This window comes from Streptomyces tyrfis (genome assembly GCF_037034285.1).
Lineage (GTDB): Bacteria > Actinomycetota > Actinomycetes > Streptomycetales > Streptomycetaceae > Streptomyces.
This window is the reverse complement of the sequence record NZ_JBAGJZ010000047.1, coordinates 24,544-49,859: the sequence shown is the minus strand read 5'-3', so window position 1 is coordinate 49,859 and position 25,316 is coordinate 24,544. Positions and strand designations below refer to the sequence as shown.

14 protein-coding genes are annotated in these 25,316 nt (G+C 74.2%); 10 read left to right on the top strand and 4 right to left on the bottom strand.

Annotation, left to right across the window (positions count from 1 at the left end):
• Nucleotides 1–432 precede the first annotated feature (432 nt).
• The 3 genes from WA762_RS28635 (at nt 433) to moeZ (ending at nt 3,474) form a co-directional block, all read left to right on the top strand.
• Nucleotides 433–1,398 carry an NAD-dependent epimerase/dehydratase family protein gene (locus WA762_RS28635; RefSeq protein ID WP_335939412.1) on the top strand — a complete coding sequence of 322 codons (966 nt, stop codon included), beginning with the start codon at nt 433–435 and terminating at the stop codon, nt 1,396–1,398.
• A complete protein-coding gene (locus tag WA762_RS28630) occupies nt 1,386–2,210 on the top strand; it encodes a spherulation-specific family 4 protein (protein ID WP_335939411.1) in 825 nt (274 codons plus the stop codon). Before WA762_RS28635 ends, WA762_RS28630 begins: the two co-directional genes overlap by 13 nt.
• A gap of 85 nt (nt 2,211–2,295) precedes the next feature.
• Nucleotides 2,296–3,474, top strand: a complete 1,179-nt coding sequence (gene moeZ, locus WA762_RS28625; protein WP_335939410.1) for an adenylyltransferase/sulfurtransferase MoeZ — start codon at nt 2,296–2,298, stop codon at nt 3,472–3,474.
• A gap of 328 nt (nt 3,475–3,802) precedes the next feature.
• Here the strand turns inward: moeZ and WA762_RS28620 are convergent, their stop codons facing one another.
• From WA762_RS28620 to WA762_RS28610, 3 genes are all read right to left on the bottom strand, one after another.
• Entirely contained in the window at nt 3,803–5,395 is a 1,593-nt protein-coding gene (locus tag WA762_RS28620; protein WP_335939409.1) for an alpha/beta hydrolase, read from the bottom strand.
• Nucleotides 5,396–5,608: 213 nt separating this feature from the next.
• Nucleotides 5,609–7,216, bottom strand: coding sequence for an alpha/beta hydrolase (locus tag WA762_RS28615; RefSeq protein ID WP_335939408.1), 1,608 nt, complete (start codon nt 7,214–7,216; stop codon nt 5,609–5,611).
• 270 nt (nt 7,217–7,486) lie between these two features.
• Nucleotides 7,487–10,258 carry a lysylphosphatidylglycerol synthase transmembrane domain-containing protein gene (locus WA762_RS28610; RefSeq protein ID WP_335939407.1) on the bottom strand — a complete coding sequence of 924 codons (2,772 nt, stop codon included), beginning with the start codon at nt 10,256–10,258 and terminating at the stop codon, nt 7,487–7,489.
• Between the two features lie 383 nt (nt 10,259–10,641).
• Here WA762_RS28610 and WA762_RS28605 point away from each other — a divergent pair, with 383 nt between their 5' ends.
• From WA762_RS28605 to nudC, 5 genes are all read left to right on the top strand, one after another.
• Nucleotides 10,642–11,079, top strand: a complete 438-nt coding sequence (locus tag WA762_RS28605) for an MGMT family protein (RefSeq protein ID WP_443080709.1) — start codon at nt 10,642–10,644, stop codon at nt 11,077–11,079.
• A 446-nt stretch (nt 11,080–11,525) separates the two neighbouring features.
• A complete protein-coding gene (locus WA762_RS28600) occupies nt 11,526–15,260 on the top strand; it encodes an ATP-dependent helicase (protein WP_335939406.1) in 3,735 nt (1,244 codons plus the stop codon).
• A 128-nt stretch (nt 15,261–15,388) separates the two neighbouring features.
• Nucleotides 15,389–19,378 (top strand): ATP-dependent helicase, encoded by a 3,990-nt coding sequence (locus WA762_RS28595; RefSeq protein ID WP_335939405.1) that lies wholly within the window; start codon nt 15,389–15,391, stop codon nt 19,376–19,378.
• 10 nt (nt 19,379–19,388) lie between these two features.
• Entirely contained in the window at nt 19,389–20,783 is a 1,395-nt protein-coding gene (locus WA762_RS28590) for a dipeptidase (RefSeq protein WP_335939404.1), read from the top strand.
• Nucleotides 20,784–20,827: 44 nt separating this feature from the next.
• On the top strand, nt 20,828–21,775 hold the full coding sequence (gene nudC, locus WA762_RS28585) for an NAD(+) diphosphatase (RefSeq protein ID WP_335939403.1): 948 nt from the start codon (nt 20,828–20,830) through the stop codon (nt 21,773–21,775).
• A 252-nt stretch (nt 21,776–22,027) separates the two neighbouring features.
• Here the strand turns inward: nudC and WA762_RS28580 are convergent, their stop codons facing one another.
• On the bottom strand, nt 22,028–22,282 hold the full coding sequence (locus tag WA762_RS28580) for a mycoredoxin (protein WP_335939402.1): 255 nt from the start codon (nt 22,280–22,282) through the stop codon (nt 22,028–22,030).
• Nucleotides 22,283–22,562: 280 nt separating this feature from the next.
• On the opposite strand from WA762_RS28580, the gene WA762_RS28575 reads away from it, so the two are divergent.
• Nucleotides 22,563–24,761: an ATP-dependent DNA helicase UvrD2 gene (locus tag WA762_RS28575; protein ID WP_335939401.1), complete on the top strand. Its 2,199-nt coding sequence runs from the start codon at nt 22,563–22,565 to the stop codon at nt 24,759–24,761.
• 163 nt (nt 24,762–24,924) lie between these two features.
• Entirely contained in the window at nt 24,925–25,251 is a 327-nt protein-coding gene (locus WA762_RS28570; RefSeq protein ID WP_335939400.1) for a hypothetical protein, read from the top strand.
• The last annotated feature ends 65 nt before the right edge of the window (nt 25,252–25,316 follow it).

The window sequence follows — 25,316 nt, the reverse complement described above, 5'->3', positions numbered from 1 at the left end:
CCGAAGCCCCGGCGCGCCCGCGCAGGGCGCGGCCGGGCCACCGACCCCACCCCCCCCATGTACCACCGCCAACCGCCAACCGCCGACCCCCGACCCCCTGCGCCACGCCCCCAGGAGCCGACCACCGCCCATCCCACCCACGGATCACCCACAGATCACCCACGGACCACCCACCCACCGACCCACCGGCGACCGACCACCGATCGCCGCCACCCACCAACTCACCACCCACCAACTCACACTCACCGGCCACCAACCGCCGCTGACCGACCACCGGACGCGGCATCACGCGCATGCCCCGCGGAGCCGACGCCGCGGGTCCCGCGCCGTACCGCAAGTCGCAAGCCACAAGCCATATTCGAAGGAGACACCGGACATGACCCCGCAAACCCCCGCACCAGCAGCCGGCCGTCGGCACCGAGGGGGCGCACGATGAGGGTGCTGCTGCTCGGAGCCAACGGATTCCTCGGCCGGTTCGTCGCCGACCGCCTGCTCGCCGACCCCGCCGTGCACCTCACGGCGCTGGGCCGCGGCGACGACGCCGACGTGCGGTTCGACCTCGCCACCGGCAGCCCCGGTGCGCTGACCCGCTTCCTGGACGCCGTCCACCCCGGAGTCGTCGTCAACTGCGCCGGCGCGACCCGCGGCGGGGCGCGCGACCTCACCCGGCACAACACCGTCGCCGTCGCCACAGTCTGCGAGGCCATGCGGCGCAGCGGCTGCACCGCCCGGCTCGTCCAGCTCGGCTGCGCCTCGGAGTACGGGCCCTCGCAGCCCGGCTCGTCGACCGCCGAGGACGCGCTGCCGCGCCCCGGCGGCCCGTACGGCGTCAGCAAGCTCGCCGCAACCGAACTCGTCCTCGGCTCCGGCCTCGACGCGGTCGTGCTGCGGGTCTTCTCCCCGGTCGGCCCCGGCACCCCGGCCGGTTCCCCGCTCGGCAGGCTGGCCGAGGCGATGCGCCGGGCCATGCAGTCCGGGGACGGCGAGCTGAAGCTCAGCGGCCTCGGCGTGCAGCGCGACTTCGTCGACGTACGCGATGTCGCGCGCGCCGTGCACGCCGCCTCGCTCTCCGCCGCCCAGGGCGTCGTCAACATCGGTACCGGGCGCGCCGTGCGCCTCCGGGACGCCGCCGCCGTCCTGGCCAGGGTCGCCGGATACGCCGGCGCACTCCATGAGCTGGACGCGCCCCCGCCCCGGCTGCCGATCGGCGCCCAGCGCACCTCCAGCGAGTCGGTCATCGAGCACCTGTCCGCGACTCCGTCCCCCTATCCGGACGGCTGCGGATCCTGGCAGCAGGCCGACATCCGCACCGCCCGGGACCGGCTGGGCTGGCGGCCCCGGATCAATCTGGAGGAGTCCCTCGCCGACATCTGGATGGAGGCGGCATGCCGTATCTGACCTCCACCGGCGCCCCCAGCCGGACCGTCGGCGCCGAACGGCTCGGCGTCGGCGTCCCCGGATACGCGCACCCGCTGCTCGCCCCCACCGAATGGGCCGAACTCGTCCGCCCCGGCACCCCGCTGCACTGGGCGGTCCTCAACATCCACGACGGCCCCGGCACCCGCCCCGATCCGCACTGCCTGGAGGCCGCGGGCCGGATCCGCAACGCGCGCGAGCGCGCCCGGCACGGCGACGTCCCGCACGACTCCGTCCGGGCGGCGGGCGGCCGGCTGCTCGGCCATCTCGACCTGGCCTTCGGCAGCCGGCCCTTCGGGGAGCTGATGTCCGACGCGCAGTCCTTCCTGGACTGGTACCGCGTCGACGGCTTCTACCTCGGCCGCTGCCCCTCCGAACGCGCCCACCTCCCGGCGGTCCGCCGCCTCACCAGCACCCTCGCCACGCTCCTCGAACACGGGGTGCGCGGCGAAGGCGCCGGACCGCTGGTGCTGGGCCTCGGCACGCACCCGCACCCCGGCTACGCCGAGGCCGCCGACCAGCTGGTCACCTTCTCCGGGCCGTGGACGGACTACCGCTGGTCCCAGGTGGCGGAGTGGACCGCCGGCTATCCGCCGGAACGGTTCGCGCACTTCGTGCACGGCGTCCCGCGCACCCACCTGGACGAGGCCCTGCGCATCGCCCGGTGGCAGGGCGCGGGCACCGTCTTTTTCACCGATCGAGACGGCCAGAACGGGCAAACCGACCCATTTGCGGCGCTGCCCAGTTACTGGGACGAAATCGTCTCGCGGATCGGACTCGGCGACTCGGAATGAGAAAGGGCGTGGCAGTGTTACCGGAAGAACAACCGTACGCAGATGAAGTACGTAGAAACCGACCACCTGCATTGTTGAGGTTCCTGTGTCGCTGCCACCCCTGGTCGAGCCAGCTGCTGAGCTCACCGTCGACGAGGTCCGCAGGTACTCCCGCCACCTGATCATCCCGGATGTCGGGATGGACGGGCAGAAGCGGCTGAAGAACGCGAAGGTGCTGTGCGTCGGCGCCGGCGGTCTCGGTTCCCCGGCCCTGATGTACCTGGCCGCCGCCGGTGTCGGAACGCTCGGCATCGTGGAGTTCGACGAGGTCGACGAGTCGAACCTGCAGCGCCAGATCATCCACAGCCAGTCCGACATCGGGCGCCCCAAGGCCGAGTCCGCCCGGGACTCGGTGCTGGGCATCAACCCGTATGTGAACGTGATCCTGCACGAGGAGCGGCTCGAGGCCGACAACGTGTTGGAGATCTTCGCGCAGTACGACCTGATCGTGGACGGCACGGACAACTTCGCCACCCGCTATCTGGTCAACGACGCGGCGGTCCTGCTGAACAAGCCGTACATCTGGGGCTCGATCTACCGGTTCGACGGCCAGGCGTCCGTGTTCTGGTCGGAGCACGGCCCCTGCTACCGCTGCCTCTACCCGGAGCCGCCCCCGCCGGGCATGGTTCCGTCCTGCGCCGAGGGCGGCGTGCTCGGGGTGCTCTGCGCCTCGGTCGGTTCCATCCAGGTCACGGAGGCCATCAAGCTGCTCGCCGGCATCGGCGACCCGCTGGTCGGCCGACTGATGATCTACGACGCCCTGGAGATGCAGTACCGCCAGGTCAAGGTCCGCAAGGACCCCGACTGCGCGGTCTGCGGCAAGAACCCGACCGTCACCGAGCTCATCGACTACGAGGCGTTCTGCGGCGTCGTGTCCGAGGAGGCCCAGGAGGCGGCGGCCGGTTCCACGATCACTCCCAAGCAGCTCAAGGAGTGGATCGACGCGGACGAGAAGATCGAGATCATCGACGTCCGCGAGCCCAACGAGTTCGAGATCGTCTCGATCCCGGGCGCCCGGCTGATCCCGAAGAACGAGTTCCTGATGGGCGACGCCCTCCAGGACCTCCCGCAGGACAAGCGCATCGTCCTGCACTGCAAGACGGGTGTCCGCAGCGCCGAGGTCCTCGCGGTCCTCAAGTCGGCGGGCTTCGCCGACGCGGTGCACGTGGGCGGTGGCGTGATCGGCTGGGTCAACCAGATCGAGCCCGAGAAGCCGGTGTACTGAGCCGCCGAGCGGCAGCGCCGGAGCGATCCGGGAGGCCTGGGCGACCCGCCCGGACCGGCCCGGGCAGTGTCCGAACCGGAGGGGCCGGTCCGCGTCGTGCGGACCGGCCCCTCCGGCGTGCGGCCTGCGGTCCCGCGCGGAGCGCACGCCGGAGCGCGCGCCGGGCGACCGACGCACCGGGCCCTCGGCGTGGTGGGCCTCCCGGCATCGCGCGTCTCCCGGCGCGTGTCCCGGCGCGTGCGCCCGGGGCCTCCGCTCCGCAGCGGGAACGGGCGCGGGGCCGGGAGCAGGCGCGGGACCGGGGGCGGGAACGGGCGCGGTCGTCGGCTCAGGAGCAGGTGCGGCCGTCCTCCGGGACCTTGCCGTCGAGGAAGTACGCGTCCACGGTCGACGTCACACAGGCGCTCTCGCCGTACGAGCCGTGCCCCTCGCCCTTGTTGGTGAGCAGGACGCCGACGCCCTTGCCCAGGGCGTCCGCCATCCTGCGCGCGCCCTCGTAGGGCGTGGCCGGGTCGCCGGTCGTCCCGACGACCAGGATCGGGCCGGCGCCCGGAGCGCTCGCCTCCGGGTGATCGCGCTCGCCCGCCACCGGCCACTGCGCGCACCAGCCCGCCGTGTCCCAGGCCAGGAACGGGCCGAACACCGGGGACAGCTTCCGGAACTCCGGCAGCAGGGCCCTGGCCTCGGCCGCCGTCGGCCGGGGCCTGCTGTCGGCGCAGGAGATGGCGCGCTGCGCGTGGCTCTCGGTGTCGTAGTGCCCCTTCTCGTCCCGGCCGTTGTACGAGTCGGCGAGCTGGAGCAGCAGGGTGCCCCGGCCGTTCTTCTCCGCCTCGTCCAGCGCCCGGGTCAGATACGGCCAGCTGCTCTTGGAGTACAGCGGCATGACGATGCCGGTGACGGCCAGCGACTCGTTGAGCTCGCGCCCGGAGTCGGTGGGCAGCGGCTTCCGGTCGATGCGTTCCAGCAGCCGGGCGATGCGCCGCGTTCCGGCCTTCGGGTCCTGGCCGCGGTCCTTGAGGTAGTTCTCCAGCGCGCGCTGGAAGCCGGTCGCCTGGTTGCGTGCGTGGCCGACCGGGTCGGCGGTCGGGTCGACGACGGCGTCCAGCACGGTGCGCCCGACCTTCGAGGGGAAGAGGTGGGCGTAGGTGCCGCCGAGTTCGGTGCCGTAGGAGACGCCGAAGTAGGTGAGCTTCTCGTCGCCGAGCACCGTGCGGATCAGGTCCATGTCGCGGGCGGCGTTCGACGTGCCGACGTGCGGCAGGACCTTGCCGGAGCGGCGGGCGCAGCCGGCGCCGAAGTCCGCCGCGTCCTTCATGAACGCGGCCTCCTCCGCGGCCGTGTCCGGGGTCAGGTCGACCTCCCGGAGGGCCCGCTCCTGCTCCTTGTCGGCACGGCAGACGACGCCCGCGCTGCGGGCCACCCCGCGCGGATCGAAACTCACCAGGTCATAGCGGGAGTTGAGCTTGTCGTAGGAGTACGCCTCGGCGGCGCGCGGCAGGATCGACACCCCGGAACCGCCGGGTCCGCCGAAGTTGAAGAGCATCGAGCCCAGCCGCCTGCCCCTGTCGCGGGCCTCCTTGCGGATCAGCGCGATCCCGATCGTGTCCCCGTCCGGCTTCGCGTAGTCCAGGGGTACGCGGACGGTCGCGCACCGCCAGTCCCCGCCGGGGGCGCGGCCGCCCTCGGGGGCCGCGCAGCGCTTCCACGACGGCCGCTGCGAGGTGAGGGCGGCGGGCAGGGCGGGCGCGTCCGACGGGCCGCCCGGGGCGGTCGGCGCGGACGAGTGCGCGGGCGCGGACGCCGGGGCGCGGTCCGCCCGGTCGACCGGTTTGCCGTCGACGCCGTCGCCGCAGCCCGCGAGCAGCCCTGTCAGCAGCAGCGCCGTCCCGGCCAGTGCTCCGGTGCGTGCGTGTCCGACCACGTGTACGTCCTCCCCGATCTCCCCGATACACGTACCGATGTGCCGATGACACGTACCGATGTGCCGATGTATCGATCTGGCGAAGCGCCCATGGTAAGGGCCGGGCGCGGCCGGGCCGGGGATTTTTCGCAGAGCCGGAGCCGGGAGCGCGGGCGCGGGTGGGGGCGCGGGTACGGGTATGGGTATGGGACGGCCAGGGAGCCGAAATACCCCCTAGGTGCAGACGGTCCCGGCCGCCGGCACCTTGCCGTTCAACAGGTAGTCCCCGACGGTCCTCTGCACACAGGCGTCGCCGCTGTTGTACGCGCCGTGCCCCTGGCCCTTGTACGTCAGCCGCACGCCGACGCCCTTGCCCAGCTCATCGGCCATCGCCTTCGCCCCCGCGTACGGGGTGGCCGGGTCGCCGGTGTTGCCGATCACGAGGATGGGCGGCGCGCCCGGGGCGCTGACGTCCGGGGTCTCCCAGGCGCCCGCCACCGGCCAGCCGGTGCAGGTCATCAGGCCCCAGCCCAGGTAGTCGCCGAAGACCGGGGAGGCGGCCCGGAACGCCGGGAGCTTCGCCTCGACCTGGTTCGCGGTGAACCGCTGCCTGGAGTCGGCGCAGCTGATGGCGGTGTTCGCGGCCATCGAGTTGTCGTAACGACCGTCCTGGGAGCGGCCGTTGAGCGAGTCCGCGAGGGCGAGGAGCAGCCCGCCGTTGCCGCCGTCGGCCTCGTCGACCCCCTGCTCCAGCAGGGGCCAGGTCGACTTGGAGTAGAGGGCCGCCGCGATGCCGGTGGTGGCGAGGGTCTGGGTGAGCCGGCGGGAGCCGAGTCCGGTGATGGGCTGCTTCTCCAGTCGGTGGAGCAGACCGGCGATGCCCTGCTCCACCTCCTTGCCGGTGGAACCGGGGAGCTTGCAGGCGTCCCCGCGGGCCGCGCAGTCCTTGGTGAAGTTGTCCAGCGCCAGCTGGAACCCCTTGGCCTGGCCGATCGACGCCTGCTCGGAGTCCAGGGTCGGGTCGACCACCCCGTCCAGCACCGCCCGGCCGACGTTCTTCGGGAACAGGTGGGCGTAGACGCCGCCGAGTTCGGTGCCGTAGGAGATGCCGAAGTAGTGGAGCTTCTCGTCGCCGAGCACCTGGCGCAGCAGGTCCATGTCGCGGGCGGCGTCGGTGGTGCCGAGGTGGGGGAGTTCCCGGCCGGAGTTCTTGTGGCAGGCCGCGGCGAACGACTTGGTGTCCCTGATGAGGTCGTTCACCTCGGCGCGGGTGTCCGGAGTGCCGTCGGCCTCGTAGTGCGCGTCGAGCTGCCGGTCGGTCAGGCACTTCACGCCCTCGCTGCGGCCGACCCCGCGCGGGTCGAAGCTGACCAGGTCGTAGCGGGTGCGCAGCTTGTCGTACGCGGTGCCGAAGGCGGGCAGGGTGGCGACGCCCGAGGAGCCGGGGCCGCCGAAGTTGAACACCAGCGACCCGATCCGCCGGGACCGGTCCTTGGCCCTGGCCCGGATGAGCGCCAGCTCGATCGTCTCGCCGCCGGGCCTCGCGTAGTCGAGCGGCACCTTCATGGTGGCGCATTCCCAGGGGGTGCCGCCGGGCAGCGGGGTCGGGGCCTTCCCGCCGCCCTGCGCCTGGGACGGGGCCGGGCAGGGCTTCCACGTCAGCTTCTGGGATCCGAGGCCGCCCGGGTCGCTGCCGGCCTCGGCGGCGTTCGCCGCGAGCGGGGAACCGTTCCGGGTCCGGTCCCGGGCGGTGTCGCCGCCGCCGGAGCAGGCGGCGAGGGGCAGGAGCACGGTGGCGGTGGCGGCGAGAGCGGCGGCACGCAGGGCGGGGGAGGTCCTCATGCGCCCATGGTGTGGCGCGGGCGGAACCCGTGCACGGGGCACCGGTCCATGCGGGTGGCGGATTCCACCGATGGTGTCCGGCCGCCCCGGGCGCGCCTCGGCCCCCGCCCCCGCGCGCCTCGGCCGCCCAGCGCGCGTCCTGCTTCGCCGCGCACGTCCTGCTTCGGCGCGCCCGCTCCGGCCGGCGACCCCTGCGCGCCGCCCGTTCCGGCTCGCGCCGGGGCGTCCGTCCCCGCTCCGCGCCGGGGCGGGCGCCCCCGCGCGGAGCCGTCAGAGCGCTCCCTTACGGGTCAGATGGTTGAAGCAGAGCCAGCCCGGGAGCACCGGCAGCCACAGCGTCAGCAGCCGGTACAGCAGCACCGCCGGCGCCGCGACCTCCTTCGGCAGTCCGACCGCGATCAGCCCCAGCGTCAGCGCCCCCTCGACCGCGCCCATGCCGCCCGGGGTGGGCGCCGCCGACCCCAGCGCGTTGCCGGCCAGGAAGACCACCGCGATGCTCGCGTAACTCAGCGTCGGCACGTCCGGGCCGCTGAACGCCCGGATCGACGCGTCCAGGCACATCACGAACGTACCGGTCAGCAGCAGCATCCCGCCGATCCCGGTGAGCAGCTTCTGCGGCCGCTGCACCACGTCCAGCATGCGCGGAACGACCCCGGCGAACAGCGACCGCACCCGCGTCACGACGAACTTCCGCAGGAACGGGACCGCCGTCACCACCAGCACCAGCACGGCGACCGTCAGCAGCCCGGCGATCACGGTCCTGGACGGGGTGAGCGAGGACGGCGTCTTCTCCGTCCCGGTCAGATACCCGAACGCCGCGAGCAGCAGGATGTGACAGCCGAGGCCGAACAGCTGCGAGGCTCCGACGCTCGCCACGGCGAGCCCCGGACGCACCCCGGCCCGTTGCAGGAAGCGGGTGTTCAGCGCCACGCCGCCGACCGCCGCCGGGGCGACGATCTTCACGAAGGACCCGGCGACCTGCGCCAGCACGGCCCTCCCGAACGCCACCCGCTCCGGAACGAAGCCCAGCAGGCTCATGGCCGCCGCGACGTAGCTGAGCGCCGAGAAGCCGACCGCGGCCGCCACCCAGCCCCACTCCGCCTGCTCGACGACCGCGCCGAAATCGGCCTGGGTCACCTGGGAGATGAGGAAGTACGCGGCGATCGCGCCGGCGATGCAGCTGACCAGGGTGCGGGCCTTGATGCGCTCCAGCCGGACCGGCTCGACCGGCGCCTGCGGCCGGATGCGCAGCACCTGCTGCCGCATCTGGGAGAGCAGGTCCTCCTCGCGCGCCTCCTCCAGCGCCTCGTCCACGGCCCGCTTCTCGGCCTGCTTCTGCACGCGCAGCGACTTGCGGGCGGCCTTGCGGTCGGCGGTCGCGTCGGCGGCGTCCGCCTCGGCCGCCCCGGGCTCCGGAGCCCGGGCGTGCCGGGCCGCGTCCGAGGCCGCGAGCACCGCCTCGCGCTCGCGCTGCGCCCGTTCCCGGCCGAGCCGTCGCAGGGTGGCCCGGGTGGAGCGGCTCAGCGCGATCGGCTGGAGCAGCGGCAGACAGTCCGCCACCGCGTCCGGTCCCAGCACCGCCAGCGCACCGGCGACGGCACGCTCGGCACCCACCCGCAGCCCCGTGGTGGTCAGCAGCTGGGCCACGTCCATCCGCAGCACCAGATCGCCCGCCGCGATCTCGCCGCCGCGCAGATCGGTGACGAACACCGTGCCGGAACGATCCACCAGGATGGCGTCGCCCGTGAGCCTGCGGTGCGCGATGCGCCGCGACTGAAGCGCCTTCACCTGCCGCCAGGCGCCGTGCAGCAGCTCGTCGGTGATCTCCGTGTCCGCCAGCGCGTCCAGGGAACGGCCGCCGATGTGCTCGTAGACCAGCATCACGGCGTCGGGCCCGAGCTCGGAGGTCGCGATCAGCTTGGGCGCGTTGGCCCCGGCGGCGATCGCCGCGTACGCGAGCAGCGCCTCCTGCTCCAGTGCCTGACGCAGCGACTGGATCGAACGGCGCTGGGTGATGCCGCGCAGGGTCAGCCTGCGCCACACCCGGTAGTAGAAGCCCTGGGCCTGCTGCTCGCGGTCGACGACCGTCACGTCGAGCGGCGGCCCGTCCTCAAGGGTGACCAGATAGCGGCGTCCCCGGTCGCTCTGGTCGCCGGAGTCGGGCGCGTCCTCGGCGCGCATCGCGGTGACGGGGTGGAAGCCGACCCGGCGCAGACCGGCCATCAGGTGCTGACCGGTCGGCCGTACGTTGGGCGAGCCGACCGCGTAGAGCGTGCCGTACGCCACGCTCCAGCCGATCAGCACCGTGAGGACGATCGAGAACGGGGTGGTGAAGCCGCCCACCAGCATGGCGAACGCGTCGAGCAGCAGCACCACCCACAGCACGACCCGCCAGCGCGGCCGTCTCGCCATGCCGACCGCCGTCATATAGGCGATCACCGGGGCGAGATAGCCGTGCACCGGATCGGTGAGCGCGTCCCCGGGCTGAGGCTGGGTCAGCGCGTCCTTGATGGTGCCGGGGGCCGACTTGGCCACCCAGAGGTCGGCGGCGAGCGTGACCCCGTGCGCCAGTACCGCGGCGAGCACCCCGTCCGCGATCCGCAGGCCGTCGCGTTTGATCAGCCGCTCGATGGCGAAGACGACCGGGACCAGCAGCACGGCGATGCTGGAGACCAGACCGGCGAGCTTGATCAGCACGTCCGGCGCCTGGCCGGTGCCCTTGTGGATGTCCTGTTCGAGACCGGCGGTGGTGCCGTGGGCGAACGCGGCGATCGCGAACAGGATCGCGATCGCCAGCACGCCGATGAGCAGCCGCATGAGGTCGGAGGGGCGGTGCACCCGGGCGGGCAGCAGCGGCTCGTCGCCCGAGACGCGCTCGGCCTGCTCCGCCGCGACGGTGGAGAGCGTGGAGCCGGACGGGTGTCCGGGCGGCTCGGCGCCGGCGGAGCCGCCCGGCGCCGCCCGCCGCGGTTCGGCGGGTCCGCTCGGCGACTCCGGGTGCGGTTCGGCGTCAGGGGCGTCCGCCGCCTTCGGTGGCTGCACGCCCTGCTCCTTAGTCGCCTCTGAGTGTTCTTCGTGTTCTCGTATCACCGGTCACCGCCTGCACGATGGTGGCACGGCCCGGCGACGGAGAAGGGCATCAGGGTGTACCGCGCGGACACGCGAAGCGCAACATACGCTCCTTTGCCTCCGCGCGCACGCCCTGTGAGCGGGCGCACACGGGCCGGACCGGGCTGTCGGTGGCGTACGGCAGGATGGCCAGGATGAGCCAGCACCGGATGGGCGCCGACGGAACGGGCGCCGAGCAGAGGGGCGCGGACGGACCGCGCGGCGGCGGGGCGGACGCCGGCGGGGCGGGCGGCGCCCCGGCGGCCGACGCGCTCCCGGAGCGCAGGACCGACGCGTTCCCCGACCACGACGCGCTTCTGGAGCACGACGCGCTTCCGGAGCACGACGGGCTCCGGGAACACGAGGCCGAGGCGTTCCCGGCGGCCGACGCGCTCCCCGAGTACGCGGAGCGGGTGCTCGACGTCGCCGAGCTGATTCCGCCCGGCCGTGTCATGACGTACGGGGACATCGCGGAGTGGCTGGGCGACGGCGGCCCGCGCCAGGTCGGCCGGGTCATGGCGCTCTACGGCGGCGCGGTGCCCTGGTGGCGCGTGGTGCGCGCCGACGGGACCCTGCTGCCCGGCCACGAACTGCGGGCACTGGACCACTACCGCGAGGAGAACACCCCGCTGCGCGAGGCGTCGCGCGGCGCGGAGGGCCATCTGCCGCGGCTCGACATGCGGCGGGCACGGTGGGACGGCGCCATCGGCGGCGCCGACGCGGGCGAGGACGGGAACGGAGGTGCTCACATCTGACAGCTTGGGCCATTCGGGGGCACAACGGGCGGCGGCGGGCCCGTACGACCCGCCGGACGACCTGCGCGGGATGCGCGCCGCGGCCCGGAAATCCCCCTGGAACCCCCGGAACACCGAACGCGACGGGGCGCACGACCGCGCGCGTGAGCTACGACACGGTCGGCCGGTGAACGGGGCGTACGACGGCGCGGGCGGGCGACGCCGCCCGGCACGGCGCACACGGCGCGGAGCAGCGCGTAGGGCGGTGCGGAGCGCCCTGCCCGGCACGGCGCGCGCCCCTGCCCGGGGCCCGGAACGTGACGAGGCACGCGGCCGACCCGCTCCGCCCCATGCCCCCACTGGCGTAGCGTCGTCAGTTCCCGGCATGCGCCGCACCCCCGTCACCCGTACCCCACCAGCCCTCACCAGCACACCGACCCGTACACCCACCAGGACCGGCGATCCACGTGAGCTCCTCCACCACCCGACACAGTCCGCACCGTCCGGCACGGCAGCGGACCCCGGGCGCGTTCCGACTGGTGCGCACCCCGCCGGGCTCCGTGGATCCCCCTCTCCTGGACGCGGCACAGCGTGCCGTGGTTGACCACCCCGGAGGCCCGCTCCTGGTGCTCGCCGGCCCCGGCACGGGCAAGACGACCACGCTGGTCGAGGCGGTCGCCGCCCGCGTGGCGCGCGGCGGCGACCCGGCCCGCGTGCTGGTCCTCACCTTCAGCCGCAAGGCCGCCGTGGAGCTCCGCGACCGGATGGCCGTCCGGATGGGGGCGACCCGCAGCCCGCAGGCCACCACCTTCCACTCCTTTTGCTACGCGCTGGTCCGCGCCCACCAGGACGCCGACCTCTTCGCCGAACCGATGCGGCTGCTGTCCGGCCCGGAGCAGGACGTCACCGTCCGCGAGCTGCTCGCCGGCCAGCTGGAACTGGAGCGGGACGGCTTCCCGCACATCCGCTGGCCCGACGAACTGCGGGCCTGCCTGACCACCCGCGGCTTCGCGGACGAGGTGCGGGCGGTGCTCGCCCGCAGCCGCGAGCTGGGCCTGGGTCCGGACGCGCTGGCCCACTTCGCCCGCCGCACCGGGCGGCCCGACTGGGGGGCGGCGGCCCGGTTCCTGGCCGAGTACCTGGATGTGCTGGACGCCCAGGGGGTGCTGGACTACGCGGAACTGGTCCACCGGGCCGTGCTGCTCGCGGAGCGCCCCGAGGTGTCGGCGGAGCTGGCGGACCGGTACGACGCGGTGTACGTCGACGAGTACCAGGACACCGACCCGTCGCAGGTGCGGCTGCTGCACGCGCTGGCCGGCGACCGGAGGAGCGGCCCGGGCGCCGGGGGCGGCTCCCGCGCGCACGGCGCGCACGGCGCGCACGGCGGCGCCCGGGGGAGCGCGCCCGGCGCCGCGCCCACCCGGGGGAGCGCGTCGGGCGCCGCGCACGGCCGGGACCTGATCGCCTTCGGCGACCCCGACCAGTCGATCTACGCGTTCCGGGGCGCCGACGTGAACGGCATCCTCGACTTCCCGGACACCTTCCGCCGGGCGGACGGCACCCCGGCCCCGGTCGCCGTCCTCACCACCTCGCGCCGTTCCGGCGAAGAGCTGCTGGCCGCCACCCGGCTGCTGACCCGCCGGATGCCGCTGCCCCGGCTGCCCTCGGCCCAGGCCCGCGCCCACCGGGACCTCACCGCGGTCCGCGAGGGCGGCGGCGTGGAGGCGTACACGTACCCCACCGCCTCCGCCGAGCTGGAGAACATCGCGGACCTGCTGCGCCGGGCCCATCTGGAGGACGGCGTCCCCTGGCACGAGATGGCGGTGCTGGTACGGGCCGGGGGCCGCATGATCCCCCCGCTCCGCCGCGCCCTGACCTCGGCCGGCGTCCCGCTGGAGGTCGACGGCGACGACCTCCCGCTGCGCCATGAGCCCGCCGTGGCCCCGCTGCTGACCGCCCTGCGCGCCGTCGCCACGGCGGCCCTGCGCCGGAGTGCGCCGGGCGCGCCGGTGGCACCAGATGTGACGGGCGCGCCGGGCGCGACGGGCGCGACGGGCGCCGACGCATACGCGGGCGCTTCCGGGGCCGCCGAGGCCGAGGGCGCTCCCGGGATCGGCGAGGCCGACGGCGCGGCCGAGGCCGACGCGTCCGACAGCGCGGCCGGGACCGACGAGGCCGATGGCGCGGCCGGACCCGAGGCCCCTGCCTCCGGGCCCACGGCTGCCTCTGAACCCACGGCCCCCGCCGCCGAAGCCGCCGGGTCCGAGACCCCTGCCGCCGGGTCCGAGACCCCTGCCGCCGGGTCCGAGACCCCTGCCACCGAGCCTCCCTGGCTGGACACCGAGACCGCCCTGGCCCTCCTCACCTCCCCCCTCGGCTCCATGGACGCGGCCGACCTGCGCCGCCTCGGCCGGGCCCTGCGCGACGAGGAGCGCGCCGCCGGGAACCGCGTACCACCGCCCTCCGGCGAGCTGCTGGCCCGGGCGCTCGCGGAGCCGGAACGGCTGGTCACGCACGACCCGGCGTACGCCCGCGGCGCCCAGCGCCTCGGCGCGCTCCTGCGCAAGGCGCGCGAGCTGCTCGAAGGCGGCGGCACGGCGGAGGAGGCGCTGTGGGAGCTGTGGGCGGGCACCCCGTGGCCCACGCGGCTGGAACGCGCCGCGCTGCGCGGCGGCCCCGGCGGCCGCAACGCCGACCGCGACCTCGACGCAGTCTGCGCGCTCTTCGACACCGCGGCCCGCGCCGAGGAACGCACCGGCGGGCGGGGCGCGCTCAACTTCCTGGAGGAGGTCGACGCCCAGGACATCGCCGCGGACACCCTCTCCCGGCGCGCGCTGCGCCCCGACGCCGTACGGCTGATGACCGCGCACCGGTCCAAGGGGCTGGAGTGGCGCCTGGTCGTCGTCGCAGGCGTCCAGGAGGGCCTCTGGCCGGACCTGCGCCGCCGCGGCTCCCTGCTCGAAGCCGACCGCATCGGCCGCGACGGCCTCGCCGAACCGCTCACCCCCGGCGCCCTGCTCGCCGAGGAACGCCGACTGTTCTACGTGGCCGCCACCCGCGCCCGCGAACGTCTCGTCGTCACCGCCGTCAGGGCGCCCGCCGACGACGGCGACCAGCCGTCCCGCTTCCTCACGGAGCTCGGAGAGGAACCGCGCGACATCGCCGGCCGCCCGCGCCGCCCGCTCTCCGTCGCCGCGCTCGTCGCCGAACTCCGCGCCACCACCGTCGACCCGGACGCCTCCGACGTCCTGCGCGAGGAGGCCGCCCGCCGTCTCGCCCGCCTCGCCGCGCTCACCGACGACGAGGGCCGGCCGCTCGTCCCCGCCGCCCACCCGCACCGCTGGTGGGGGCTGGACGAGCCGACCCGTTCCGCCGTCCCGCTCCGCGACCGGGACCGGCCCGTCGCCCTCTCCGGCAGCGCCCTGGACCAGCTCGCCCACACCTGCGCGCTCCAGTGGTTCCTCGGCCGCGAGGTCAAGGCGGACGCCCCGGCCACCGCCGCCCAGGGGTTCGGCAACGTCATCCACGTACTCGCCGACGAGGTCGCCTCCGGACGCACCCCCGCCGACCTGGCCGTCCTGATGGAACGGCTGGACTCGGTCTGGGACGGCCTCGCCTTCGACGCCCCCTGGAAGTCCCGGCAGGAGAAGGAACAGGCCCGGATCGCCCTCGAACGCTTCCTGCGCTGGCACGTCATGGACCGCGCCGGACGCACCCACGCCGCGAGCGAGCACGACTTCGACGTGACGCTGGAGGCGGGGGAGTACCGGGTACGCATCCGGGGCTCCATGGACCGGGTCGAGCGGGACGCCGAGGGCCGGGCGTACGTCGTCGACTTCAAGACCGGCAAGCAGTCGCCCACCAGGGACGAGGTCGCGCGCCACCCCCAGCTCGCCGTGTACCAGCTGGCCGTGCGGGAGGGAGCCGTCGACGAGGTCTTCGACGGCCGCCGCCCCGAGCCGGGCGGCGCGGAACTCGTACAGCTGCGCCAGCCCGCCCCGAAGAAGGAGGGCGGCGACGCCCTGCCCAAGGTGCAGGCCCAGGAGCCGCTCTCCGGGGAGTGGGTGTCCGAGCTGCTGGCCACGGCCGCCGGACGGGTCCTGGACGAACGCTTCACCCCCACGACGGGCCAGCACTGCACGAACTGCGCCTTCCGCGCCTCGTGCAGCGCGCGGCCCGAGGGCCGGCACATCGTGGAGTGAGCCCGTGAGGCGGAACGGACCCGCGCGGCGCGGCGAGCCCGCCCGAGGCGAACGCGAACCGCGGGGCGGAGCGAGCCCGGGGCCGCCGACGGCGCCCGTTGTCGGCGCGGGCGGTTAGCCTCGATCGGGTGTCCCCGCGTATCACCGATCCCGAACAGCTCAAGGAACTCCTCGGGATCCCGTTCACCCCGGAGCAGACGGCCTGCATCACCGCGCCGCCCGCCCCGCAGGTGATCGTCGCCGGCGCCGGCTCGGGCAAGACCACGGTGATGGCCGCGCGGGTGGTGTGGCTGGTGGGCACCGGACAGGTCGCCCCCGAGCAGGTCCTCGGCCTCACCTTCACCAACAAGGCGGCGGGCGAGCTCGCCGAACGCGTCCGCAAGGCCCTCGTCGCCGCCGGGGTCACCGATCCCGACGTCATCGACCCGGACGACCCGCCCGGCGAGCCGAGCATCTCCACGTACCACGCGTTCGCCGGCCGGCTCCTCACCGAGCACGGGCTGCGCATCGGCCTGGAACCCACCACCCGCCTCCTCGCCGACGCCACCCGCTACCAGCTCGCCGCCCGCGTGCTGCGCGAGGCCCCCGGCCCGTACCCGGCCCTGACCAGGTCGTTCGCCACGCTGGTCAGCGATCTGCTGGCCCTCGACGGCGAGCTGGCCGAGCACCTCGTACGCCCCGAGGCGCTCACCGCGTACGACACCGGGCTGCTCGACACGCTCGAAACGGCCCGGCTCAGCAACGCCGAGCTGCGCAAGATCCCCGAGACCGCGCGGGCCCGCCGCGAGCTGCTGGACCTGACCCGGCGTTACCGCGCGGCCAAGCGGAGCCGCGACCTCCTCGACTTCGGCGACCAGATCGCGCTCTCCGCCGAACTGGCGCTGACCCGCCCCGAGGTCGGCGCGATCCTGCGCGACGAGTTCCGGGTCGTGCTGCTGGACGAGTACCAGGACACCTCGGTCGCCCAGCGCCTCCTGCTCTCCGCCCTCTTCGGCCGAGGCCCGGCGGGAGCGGCGGAAACAACCGGATCGGCCGAAGGGGAGAAAGCGGCCGGAGCGGCCGAAGCGGAGAAAGCGGCCGGAGCGGCCGAAGCGGAGGAAGCGGCGGGGGACGGTCCCGGGGACCGGACCGCATACGGGAACGGCCCTGGGAACGGTCCCGGGGCCAGGACCGTGGAGAGGGAAGGGGGCGGCCGGGTGCGGCCGGCGGACCCCGCGCCGACCGGCCACGCGGTCACCGCCGTAGGCGACCCCTGCCAGGCGATCTACGGCTGGCGCGGCGCCTCCGTCGCCAACCTCGACGACTTCCCGCGCCACTTCCCGCACGCCGACGGCACCCCCGCCACCCGCTACTCCCTCAGCGAGAACCGCCGCAGCGGCGGCCGCCTCCTCCACCTCGCCAACGGCCTCGCCGCCCCCCTGCGCGCCATGCACGAGGGCGTCGAGGCCCTGCGCCCCGCCCCCGGCGCCGAGCGCGACGGCACTGTGCGCTGCGCCCTGCTGCGCACCCACGCCGAGGAGATCGACTGGATCGCGGACTCCATCGCCCACCTCGTACGGACCGGGACGCACCCCGGCGAGATCGCCGTCCTCTGCCGCACCGCCGGGGACTTCCCGGAGATCCAGGCCGCGCTGGTGGACCGCGACGTCCCCGTCGAGGTCGTCGGCCTGTCCGGGCTGCTGCACCTGCCGGAGGTGGCCGATCTCGTCGCGGTCTGCGAGGTGCTCCAGGACCCGGGGGCCAACGCCTCCCTGGTCCGGCTCCTCACCGGCCCCCGCTGGCGGATCGGCCCCCGTGACCTGGCCCTCCTCGGCCGCCGGGCCCGTCTTCTCGTACACCGCGCGGGGCTCGACGGCGAGGACGCCCCCGACCCCGACCGACGCCTCGCCGAGGCCGTCGAGGGCACCGACCCGGCCGAGGTGATCTCGCTCGCCGACGCGCTGGACACCTTCCTCGAATCGGGCGGGGAGGCGGACGACGGGCTGCCGTTCTCCGCCGAGGCCCGCGTCCGCTTCGCCCGGCTGGCCGCCGAGCTCCGCGAGCTGCGCCGCTCCCTGGCCGACCCCCTCATGGACGTGCTGCACCGGGTCCTCGCCACCACCGGCCTGGAGGTCGAGCTCTCCGCCTCGCCGCACGCGCTGGCCGCCCGCCGCCGCGAGACCCTGGCCAACTTCCTCGACGTGGCGGCCCGCTTCGCCGCCGTCGAGAGCGAGGCCACCCTTCTCGCCTTCCTGGGCTTCCTGCGCACCGCCGCGCAGTACGAGAAGGGCCTGGACAACGCCCTGCCCGGCGGCGAGAACACCGTCAAGGTCCTCACCGCGCACAAGTCCAAGGGCCTGGAGTGGGACATCGTCGCGGTGCCCGGCCTGGTCGCCGGACAGTTCCCCAGCGGCCAGTCCCGCGACGCCTGGACCTCCCAGCCCCAGGTCCTCCCGCACGCCCTGCGCGGGGACGCGGCCACGCTCCCCGCGCTCCACACCCCGGACGCCAAGGGGCTCAAGGGCTTCAAGGAGGCGATGAAGGAGCACCAGCACACCGAGGAGCTCCGCCTGGGATACGTGACCTTCACCCGGCCCCGGTCCCTGCTGCTCGGTTCCGGCCACTGGTGGGGGCCGGCCCAGAAGAAGCCGCGCGGCCCGTCCGCCTTCCTGCACGCCCTGTACGAGCACTGCGCGGCCGGACACGGCGAGATCGAGGTCTGGGCCGACGAACCGGCCGAGGACGAGGAGAACCCGGCGCTGGAGGAGCGGCAGGCCGACCGGACGTGGCCGCTGCCCCTCGACGACACCGCCCTGGCCCGCCGCAGGGCCGCCGCGAAGACGGTGCTGGCCCATCTGGACGCCCTGGGCGCGACCGGGACCGGGGAGCCGGACGCGCACGGGACGCGCGCCGCCGTGCCGCGCCCGTACGACGGCGACCGGCGCCGGAGCGCCCCGGAGGCCCCGGACGATCCGTACGACGTCCCCTCCGCCCCCGGGCGGCCCCCCGGGGACACGCGCCCCGCCGACGGGGCATACGCCGACGGCGCGTACGCCCGCGACGGGGCATACGCCGACGAGGCCCGGCCCGACGCCGAGTACCCCGATGGCGCCTGGCCCGACGCCGAGTACCCCGACGAGACGTACCCCGGCGCGACCGACGACGAGACGTACCCCGGCGCGACCGACGACGAGGCGTACCCCGGCGCATTCGACGACGAGGCGTACCCCGGCGCGCTCGACGACTGGGACGCCCTGCCGACGGAACGCCCCTCCACCCCGCCGGAACTCCCGGGCATCCCCGCCCCGGCGGCCCCGGCCGACCCCCCGCCGGTGACTCCCGCCCCGGGCCCCTCCGCCCCGCCGGAGCCACCGCCCGGGGCGCCCGCCCCGGGCGTCCCCGTCCCCGTACCGCCCCCCGCCGGGGAGACGCGCCCGACCCCCGAGGAGGCCCGGGTGCTCGCCTCCTGGGACCGCGACCTCGACGCCCTCGCCGGCGAACTGCGCCGCGCGCGCGCCGCCGTGCGCGACGTCCTCGTACCCCCCGTGCTCTCCGCGACCCAGCTGCTGAAGCTGGCGGACGATCCGGACGGCTTCGCCCGCGAGCTGGCCCGTCCCATGCCCCGGCCGCCGCAGCCGGCGGCCCGCCGGGGCACCCGCTTCCACGCCTGGGTGGAGTCCCGCTTCGAGGAACTCCCGCTGCCCATGCTCGGCCCCGACGAGCTGCCCGGCGGCGAGGAGAGCGACGCCGAGATCGCCGACGAGCGGGACCTCGCCGCGCTCAAGGAGGCGTTCGAGCGCACCCCGTACGCCCGCCGCACCCCCCACAAGGTGGAGACCCCGTTCCAGATCACCCTCGCGGGCCGGGTCATCAGGGGCCGGATCGACGCCGTCTACCGCACCGGGGAGGACACGTACGAGATCGTCGACTGGAAGACCGCCCGCACCCGCACCGCCGACCCCCTCCAGCTCGCCGTCTACCGCCTGGCCTGGGCCGAGCTGCACGGCCTGCCCCTCACCGCCGTCACCGCCACGTTCCTGTACGTGCGCACCGGCGAGACCGTCCGCCCCGCCCGGCTCCCGGGCCGGGCGGAGCTGGAGCGGATCCTGCTGGACGAGCCACCCACCGGCGGCCGATAGGCTCAAAGGCATGAGCGACACCCCGGACAGCGCCGTCCACACGTACACCGAGCAGCACCGCGCGGCCTTCCTCGACGACCTCGTCGACTGGCTGCGCATCCCGTCCGTCTCCGCCCAGCCGGAGCACGCCGGTGACGTGCGGCGCAGCGCCGAGTGGCTGTCCGCCAAGCTGACGGAGACCGGTTTCCCGGTCACCGAGATCTGGGACACCCCGGGCGCACCCGCGGTCTACGCCGAATGGCCGTCCGGCGACCCGGACGCCCCCACCGTCCTCGTCTACGGGCACCACGATGTGCAGCCCGCCGCCCGCGAGGACGGCTGGGACACCGACCCGTTCGAGCCGGTGATCCGCGACGGCCGCGTGTACGGGCGGGGCGCCGCCGACGACAAGGGGCAGGTGTTCTTCCACACCCTCGGCGTCCGCGCCCACCTCGCCGCCACCGGCCGCACCACCCCCGCCGTCAACCTCAAGCTGCTGATCGAGGGCGAGGAGGAGTCCGGCTCGCCGCACTTCCGCGCCCTCGTCGAGGAACGCGCCGACCGGCTCGCCGCCGACGCCGTGATCGTCTCCGACACCGGCATGTGGGACGAGAACACGCCCACGGTCTGCACGGGCATGCGCGGCCTCGCCGAGTGCGAGATCGAGCTCCACGGCCCCGAGCAGGACATCCACTCCGGTTCGTTCGGCGGCGCCGTCCCCAACCCCGCGACCGCCGTCGCCCGGCTCGTCGCCGCCCTGCACGACGCGGACGGCCGGGTCGCGGTCCCCGGCTTCTACGACGGCGTGACGGAGCTCACCGACACCGAGCGGGCCCTCTTCGCCGAACTGCCCTTCGACGAGGACGCCTGGCTGCGGACCGCCAAGTCCCGCGCGGCGTCCGGCGAGGCCGGCTACTCCACGCTGGAGCGCGTCTGGGCCCGTCCCACCGCCGAGGTCAACGGCATCGGCGGCGGCTACCAGGGCGCCGGAAGCAAGACGATCATCCCGTCCTCCGCCCTGGTGAAGATCAGCTTCCGGCTGGTCGCGGGCCAGGACCCGGCCCACGTCCAGCAGATGGTCCGCGCCTGGGCCCAGGCCCGGATCCCGGCCGGCATCCGGCACCGGATCAGCTTCTCCCCGGCCACCCGTCCCTGCCTCACCCCGCTGGACCACCCGGCCCTCCAGGCGGTCTCCCGCGCCATGGGACGGGCCTTCGGCCGGAAGATCCTCTTCACCCGCGAAGGCGGTTCGGGGCCCGCCGCCGATCTCCAGGACGTGCTCGGCGCCCCCGTCCTCTTCCTGGGCATCTCCGTACCCTCCGACGGCTGGCACGCCCCCAACGAGAAGGTCGAACTGGACCTGCTGTTCAAGGGCGTGGAGACGAGCGCCCACCTGTGGGGCGAACTGGCCGCCGCACTCCGCTGAGTCCCGTGAACACCCGAACCGTCCCGGGGGAGTAGGAAGCACCTGTGAGCACCTTCGACAACGCCGCCATGGACCGTCCCATCGGTCTGACGGCGCCCAGCGGCATCGACCGCGCGGCGCACCACCGTCTCGACGAGGCGTGGCTGGCCGCCGCGTGGAGCCACCCGACCACGCGTGTGTTCGTCGTCTCCGGCGGGCAGGTGCTGATCGACGACACCGCCGACGGCGGCACCGAGATCGTCATGACGCCGGCCTTCGAGGCCCCGGTCACCGAGACCCACCGCTACTTCCTGGGCACCGACGCGGACGGGGTCAGCTACTTCGCGCTCCAGAAGGACTCGCTGCCCGGCCGCATGGACCAGCCGGCCCGCCCGGCCGGACTGCGCGAGGCCGGGACGCTGCTCGGCCCCCGCGACGCCGGACTGATGGTGCACGCGGTGGCCCTGGAGAACTGGCAGCGCCTGCACCGCTTCTGCTCGCGCTGCGGCGAGCGCACGGTCGTCGCGGCGGCCGGTCACATCCGCCGCTGCCCGGTCTGCGGCGCCGAGCACTACCCGCGCACCGACCCCGCGGTCATCATGCTGGTGACGGACGACCAGGACCGCGCCCTGCTGGGCCGTCAGGTGCACTGGCCGGAGGGCCGCTTCTCGACGCTCGCCGGCTTCGTCGAACCGGGGGAGTCGATCGAGCAGTCCGTGGCCCGGGAGGTCTACGAGGAGGCGGGTATCGTCGTCGGCGAGGTCGAGTACGTGGCCAGCCAGCCCTGGCCGTTCCCGTCCAGCCTGATGCTCGGCTTCATGGCCCGGGCGACCTCCTCCGAGATCGACGTCGACGGCGAGGAGATCGAGGAGGCCCGCTGGTTCTCCCGCGAGGAGCTGACCGAGGCCTTCGAGTCGGGCGAGATCCTGCCCCCGTACGGCATCTCGATCGCGTCCCGCCTGATCGAGATCTGGTACGGGAAGCCGCTGCCCAAGCCGGGCGGCGTCGGCTGAGCACGCCGACGGGCGTCGTCCGAGCATGCCGAGCGGCGCCGACCGGACGTGCCGGGCGGGCGTCGCCCGAGCACGCCGTGCGGTCGCGCTAGGGGGTGACTGATAAATGAGTGCGTGCCGGACCCCGCGACGCCGCAGGTGTTTGTCAGACACCCCCTAACGCCCCTCACCGAGGGACGGATCCCGGAGAGGGGCGTTTCGTCGGGGCGACTCGTCTCCGCGTACGCGTGCCGAGGCCGGACGGGCGGCGGATCAGGCGGCGAGCGCCTGCTTGACCTGGGCCAGGGACGGGTTCGTCATCACGGCCTCGGCGCCCGTGGAGCCGACCACCAGGACGGTGGGGACGGTCTGGTTGCCCCCGTTGGCCTTCTCGACGAAGGCCGCGGACTCCGGGTCCTGCTCGATGTTGATCTCCTTGTACGCGATGCCCTCGCGGTCCATCTGGCTCTTGAGCCGACGGCAGTAGCCGCACCACGTGGTGCTGTACATCGTCACAGTGCCCGTCATCTCTTCCCGCTCCTCTGTCTCGTCCGTCTCCGCGGCCCAGCTCGGTCCGCTCGGATGGGCAACGTACGCGAGCCGACCGCCATTCCCGCCACCGCCCCGACCGGGCACATCTCACACCGGTCACACCGGGACCGCCACGGCCCGAGCGACGGACTCCCCGCCCGGCGACGGACTCTCATACGGTTCATACGACTCATGCGACGGACCGTTCATCCGACGGACGAGGTGCCCCTGTGGACGAGCCCCGCGCCGGCCCCGCGCGACCTGGCAGCATGGCGGGGTGACAGCAGCAACGCATTCCCCCCTCTTCCCACCGGTCCCCGAGTCGGCCGACGCCGTGCTCGACGGGCTGGACCCCGAGCAGCGTGAGGTCGCCACGGCCCTGCACGGCCCGGTGTGCGTGCTGGCCGGCGCCGGTACGGGAAAGACGCGTGCGATCACCCATCGCATCGCCTACGGGGTGCGCGCGGGAATACTCCAGCCGACGAGCGTGCTCGCCGTCACCTTCACCAACCGGGCCGCGGGCGAGATGCGCGGCCGGCTGCGCCAGCTCGGCGCCGGCGGAGTCCAGGCCCGCACGTTCCACTCCGCCGCCCTGCGCCAGCTCCAGTACTTCTGGCCGAAGGCGGTCGGCGGCGAGCTGCCGCGCCTGGTCGAGCGCAAGGTCCAGCTGGTCGCGGACGCGGCCGCCCGCTGCCGCGTCCGGCTCGACCGCAACGAGCTGCGCGACGTCACCGGCGAGATCGAATGGGCCAAGGTCACCCAGACCGTGCCCGCCGACTACCCGGCCGCGGCCGCCAGGGCCCATCGGGAGCCCCCGCGCGACCCCGCCGAGATCTCCCAGATCTACGCCATGTACGAACAGCTGAAGCGCGATCACTCCGTGATCGACTTCGAGGACGTGCTGCTGCTCACCGTCGCCGTCCTCCAGGACCGCCACGACATCGCGGAGCACGTCCGCCGCCAGTACCAGCACTTCGTGGTCGACGAGTACCAGGACGTCAGCCCGCTCCAGCAGCGCCTGCTCGACCTCTGGCTCGGCGACCGGGACAGCCTGTGCGTCGTCGGCGACGCCAGCCAGACGATCTACTCCTTCACCGGGGCCACCCCCGAACACCTGCTGGACTTCCGCACCCGCCACCCCGGTGCGACCGTCGTCAGACTCGTCCGCGACTACCGCTCCACCCCCCAGGTCGTCCATCTGGCCAACGGACTGCTCGGCCAGGCCCGCGGCCGCGCCGCCCAACACCGGCTGGAGCTGATCTCGCAGCGCGCCCCCGGCCCGGAACCCGTCCGCACGGAGTACGCGGACGAGCCCGCCGAGGCGGAGGGCACCGCCCGCAGGGTCCGCGAGCTGATCGCCGCGGGCGTCCCGGCCGGCGAGATCGCGGTGCTCTACCGGGTCAACTCCCAGTCCGAGGTCTACGAACAGGCGCTGGCCGACGCGGGCGTGCCCTACCAGCTGCGCGGGGCGGAGCGCTTCTTCGAGCGGGCGGAGGTGCGGGAGGCGGGCGTGGCCCTGCGCGGCGCGGCCCGCGCGGGAGGCAACGACCCCCTGCTGGACGACGCGGAGGACCTGCCCGCGCAGGTGCGCGCGGTGCTCTCCACCAAGGGCTGGACCCCGCAGCCGCCTGCGGGCTCCGGAGCGGTGCGCGACCGCTGGGAGTCCCTCGCCGCGCTGGTCCGGCTCGCCGAGGACTTCGCCCGCGCCCGGCCGGGCGCGACGCTCTCCGACCTGGTGGCGGAGCTCGACGAACGGGCCGCCGCCCAGCACGCCCCCACGATCCAGGGAGTCACCCTCGCCTCGCTGCACTCCGCGAAGGGCCTGGAATGGGACGCCGTGTTCCTGGTCGGACTGAACGAGGGCATGCTGCCGATCGCCTACGCCAGGACGGACGAGCAGATCGAGGAGGAACGCCGACTGCTCTACGTCGGCATTACCCGGGCCCGCCTCCACCTGTCGCTGTCGTGGTCCCTCTCCCGCTCGCCGGGCGGACGCCCCGGCCGCCGCCCGAGCCGGTTCCTGACCGGGCTGCGCGCCGGTACCACGGCCCACGGCGCTCCCGCCGCGACGAGCGGGGTCGGCGCAGGCGTCGAACGGCACACCGGGCCGGTCGCGAGGCGTACCCGGCGCAGCCCGGCCCGCTGCCGGGTCTGCCGGAAGCCCCTCACCGACGCGGGCGAGATGAAACTGATGCGCTGCGACGACTGCCCGTCCGACATGGACGAGGCGCTGTACGAGCGGCTGCGCGACTGGCGCGCGGTCAGGGCGAAGGAGATCGGCCAGCCCACCTATTGCGTGTTCACGGACAAGACGCTGATGGCGATCGCCGAGGCGGTGCCGGCGACCGCGGGCGAACTGGCGGTGATCTCCGGCGTCGGCACGCGGAAGCTCAACCGGTTCGGAACCGCGGTCCTGGCCATTTGCGCAGGTGGAACGGGGGAGGAAGCGCTTCCGGACGCCCCTGGGGAGGCATGAGGAAAACTCGTCGAAAAAACAGTTTGCGCCCGCGCCAGTTATCACCATAGGTTCTTAACCACAGGAACAGCGGCTTCTCTGAAGCCCTGGCTCTGTGCTGTACTTATCCGAATACGCAGGACCGCGCGCCGGTCCGCCGAGACGCCGAGAGGAGGCGATTGAAGTGATCAGCATCATCAAGACCAACAAAGTGACCGACCGCTCGGTCGTCTCCGCCAGCTCGCTCGGCCTCGTCTGCTCCTCGGCTTCCTCGCTCCGTGGCACCGGTCTGTCCTTCGTCAGCCCGCTGTCCCCGGCGAACTCCCCCGTGCGGAAGCGTGATGAGCGACCGGCTCAGGCACCGGCAGCAGCAGAAGCGAAGGGTCAGGCCCAGGCCTATGCCTTCGCCGCCGTCGGTGCCGGAGTGGAAGCCGACGCCAATGAGCAGATGACGCAGCACCACACGATGTGGGCCTTCCGTGGGCCTGAACCCTGGAGAGATCCAGCCTGATCCAGCATCAGGCCGGCGCCTTCAGGGCCGCGGAACCCCACTCGGGATCCGCGGCCCTTTTGTTT

Bases quoted from the DNA above. Each gene is read 5' to 3' on its own strand.
- WA762_RS28635 (WP_335939412.1), top strand. From the start codon at position 433: ATGAGGGTGCTGCTGCTCGGAGCCAACGGATTCCTCGGCCGGTTCGTC.
- WA762_RS28630 (WP_335939411.1), top strand. From the start codon at position 1,386: ATGCCGTATCTGACCTCCACCGGCGCCCCCAGCCGGACCGTCGGCGCC.
- WA762_RS28615 (WP_335939408.1), bottom strand. From the start codon at position 7,216: ATGAGGACCTCCCCCGCCCTGCGTGCCGCCGCTCTCGCCGCCACCGCC.
- WA762_RS28590 (WP_335939404.1), top strand. From the start codon at position 19,389: ATGAGCGACACCCCGGACAGCGCCGTCCACACGTACACCGAGCAGCAC.
- WA762_RS28580 (WP_335939402.1), bottom strand. From the start codon at position 22,282: ATGACGGGCACTGTGACGATGTACAGCACCACGTGGTGCGGCTACTGC.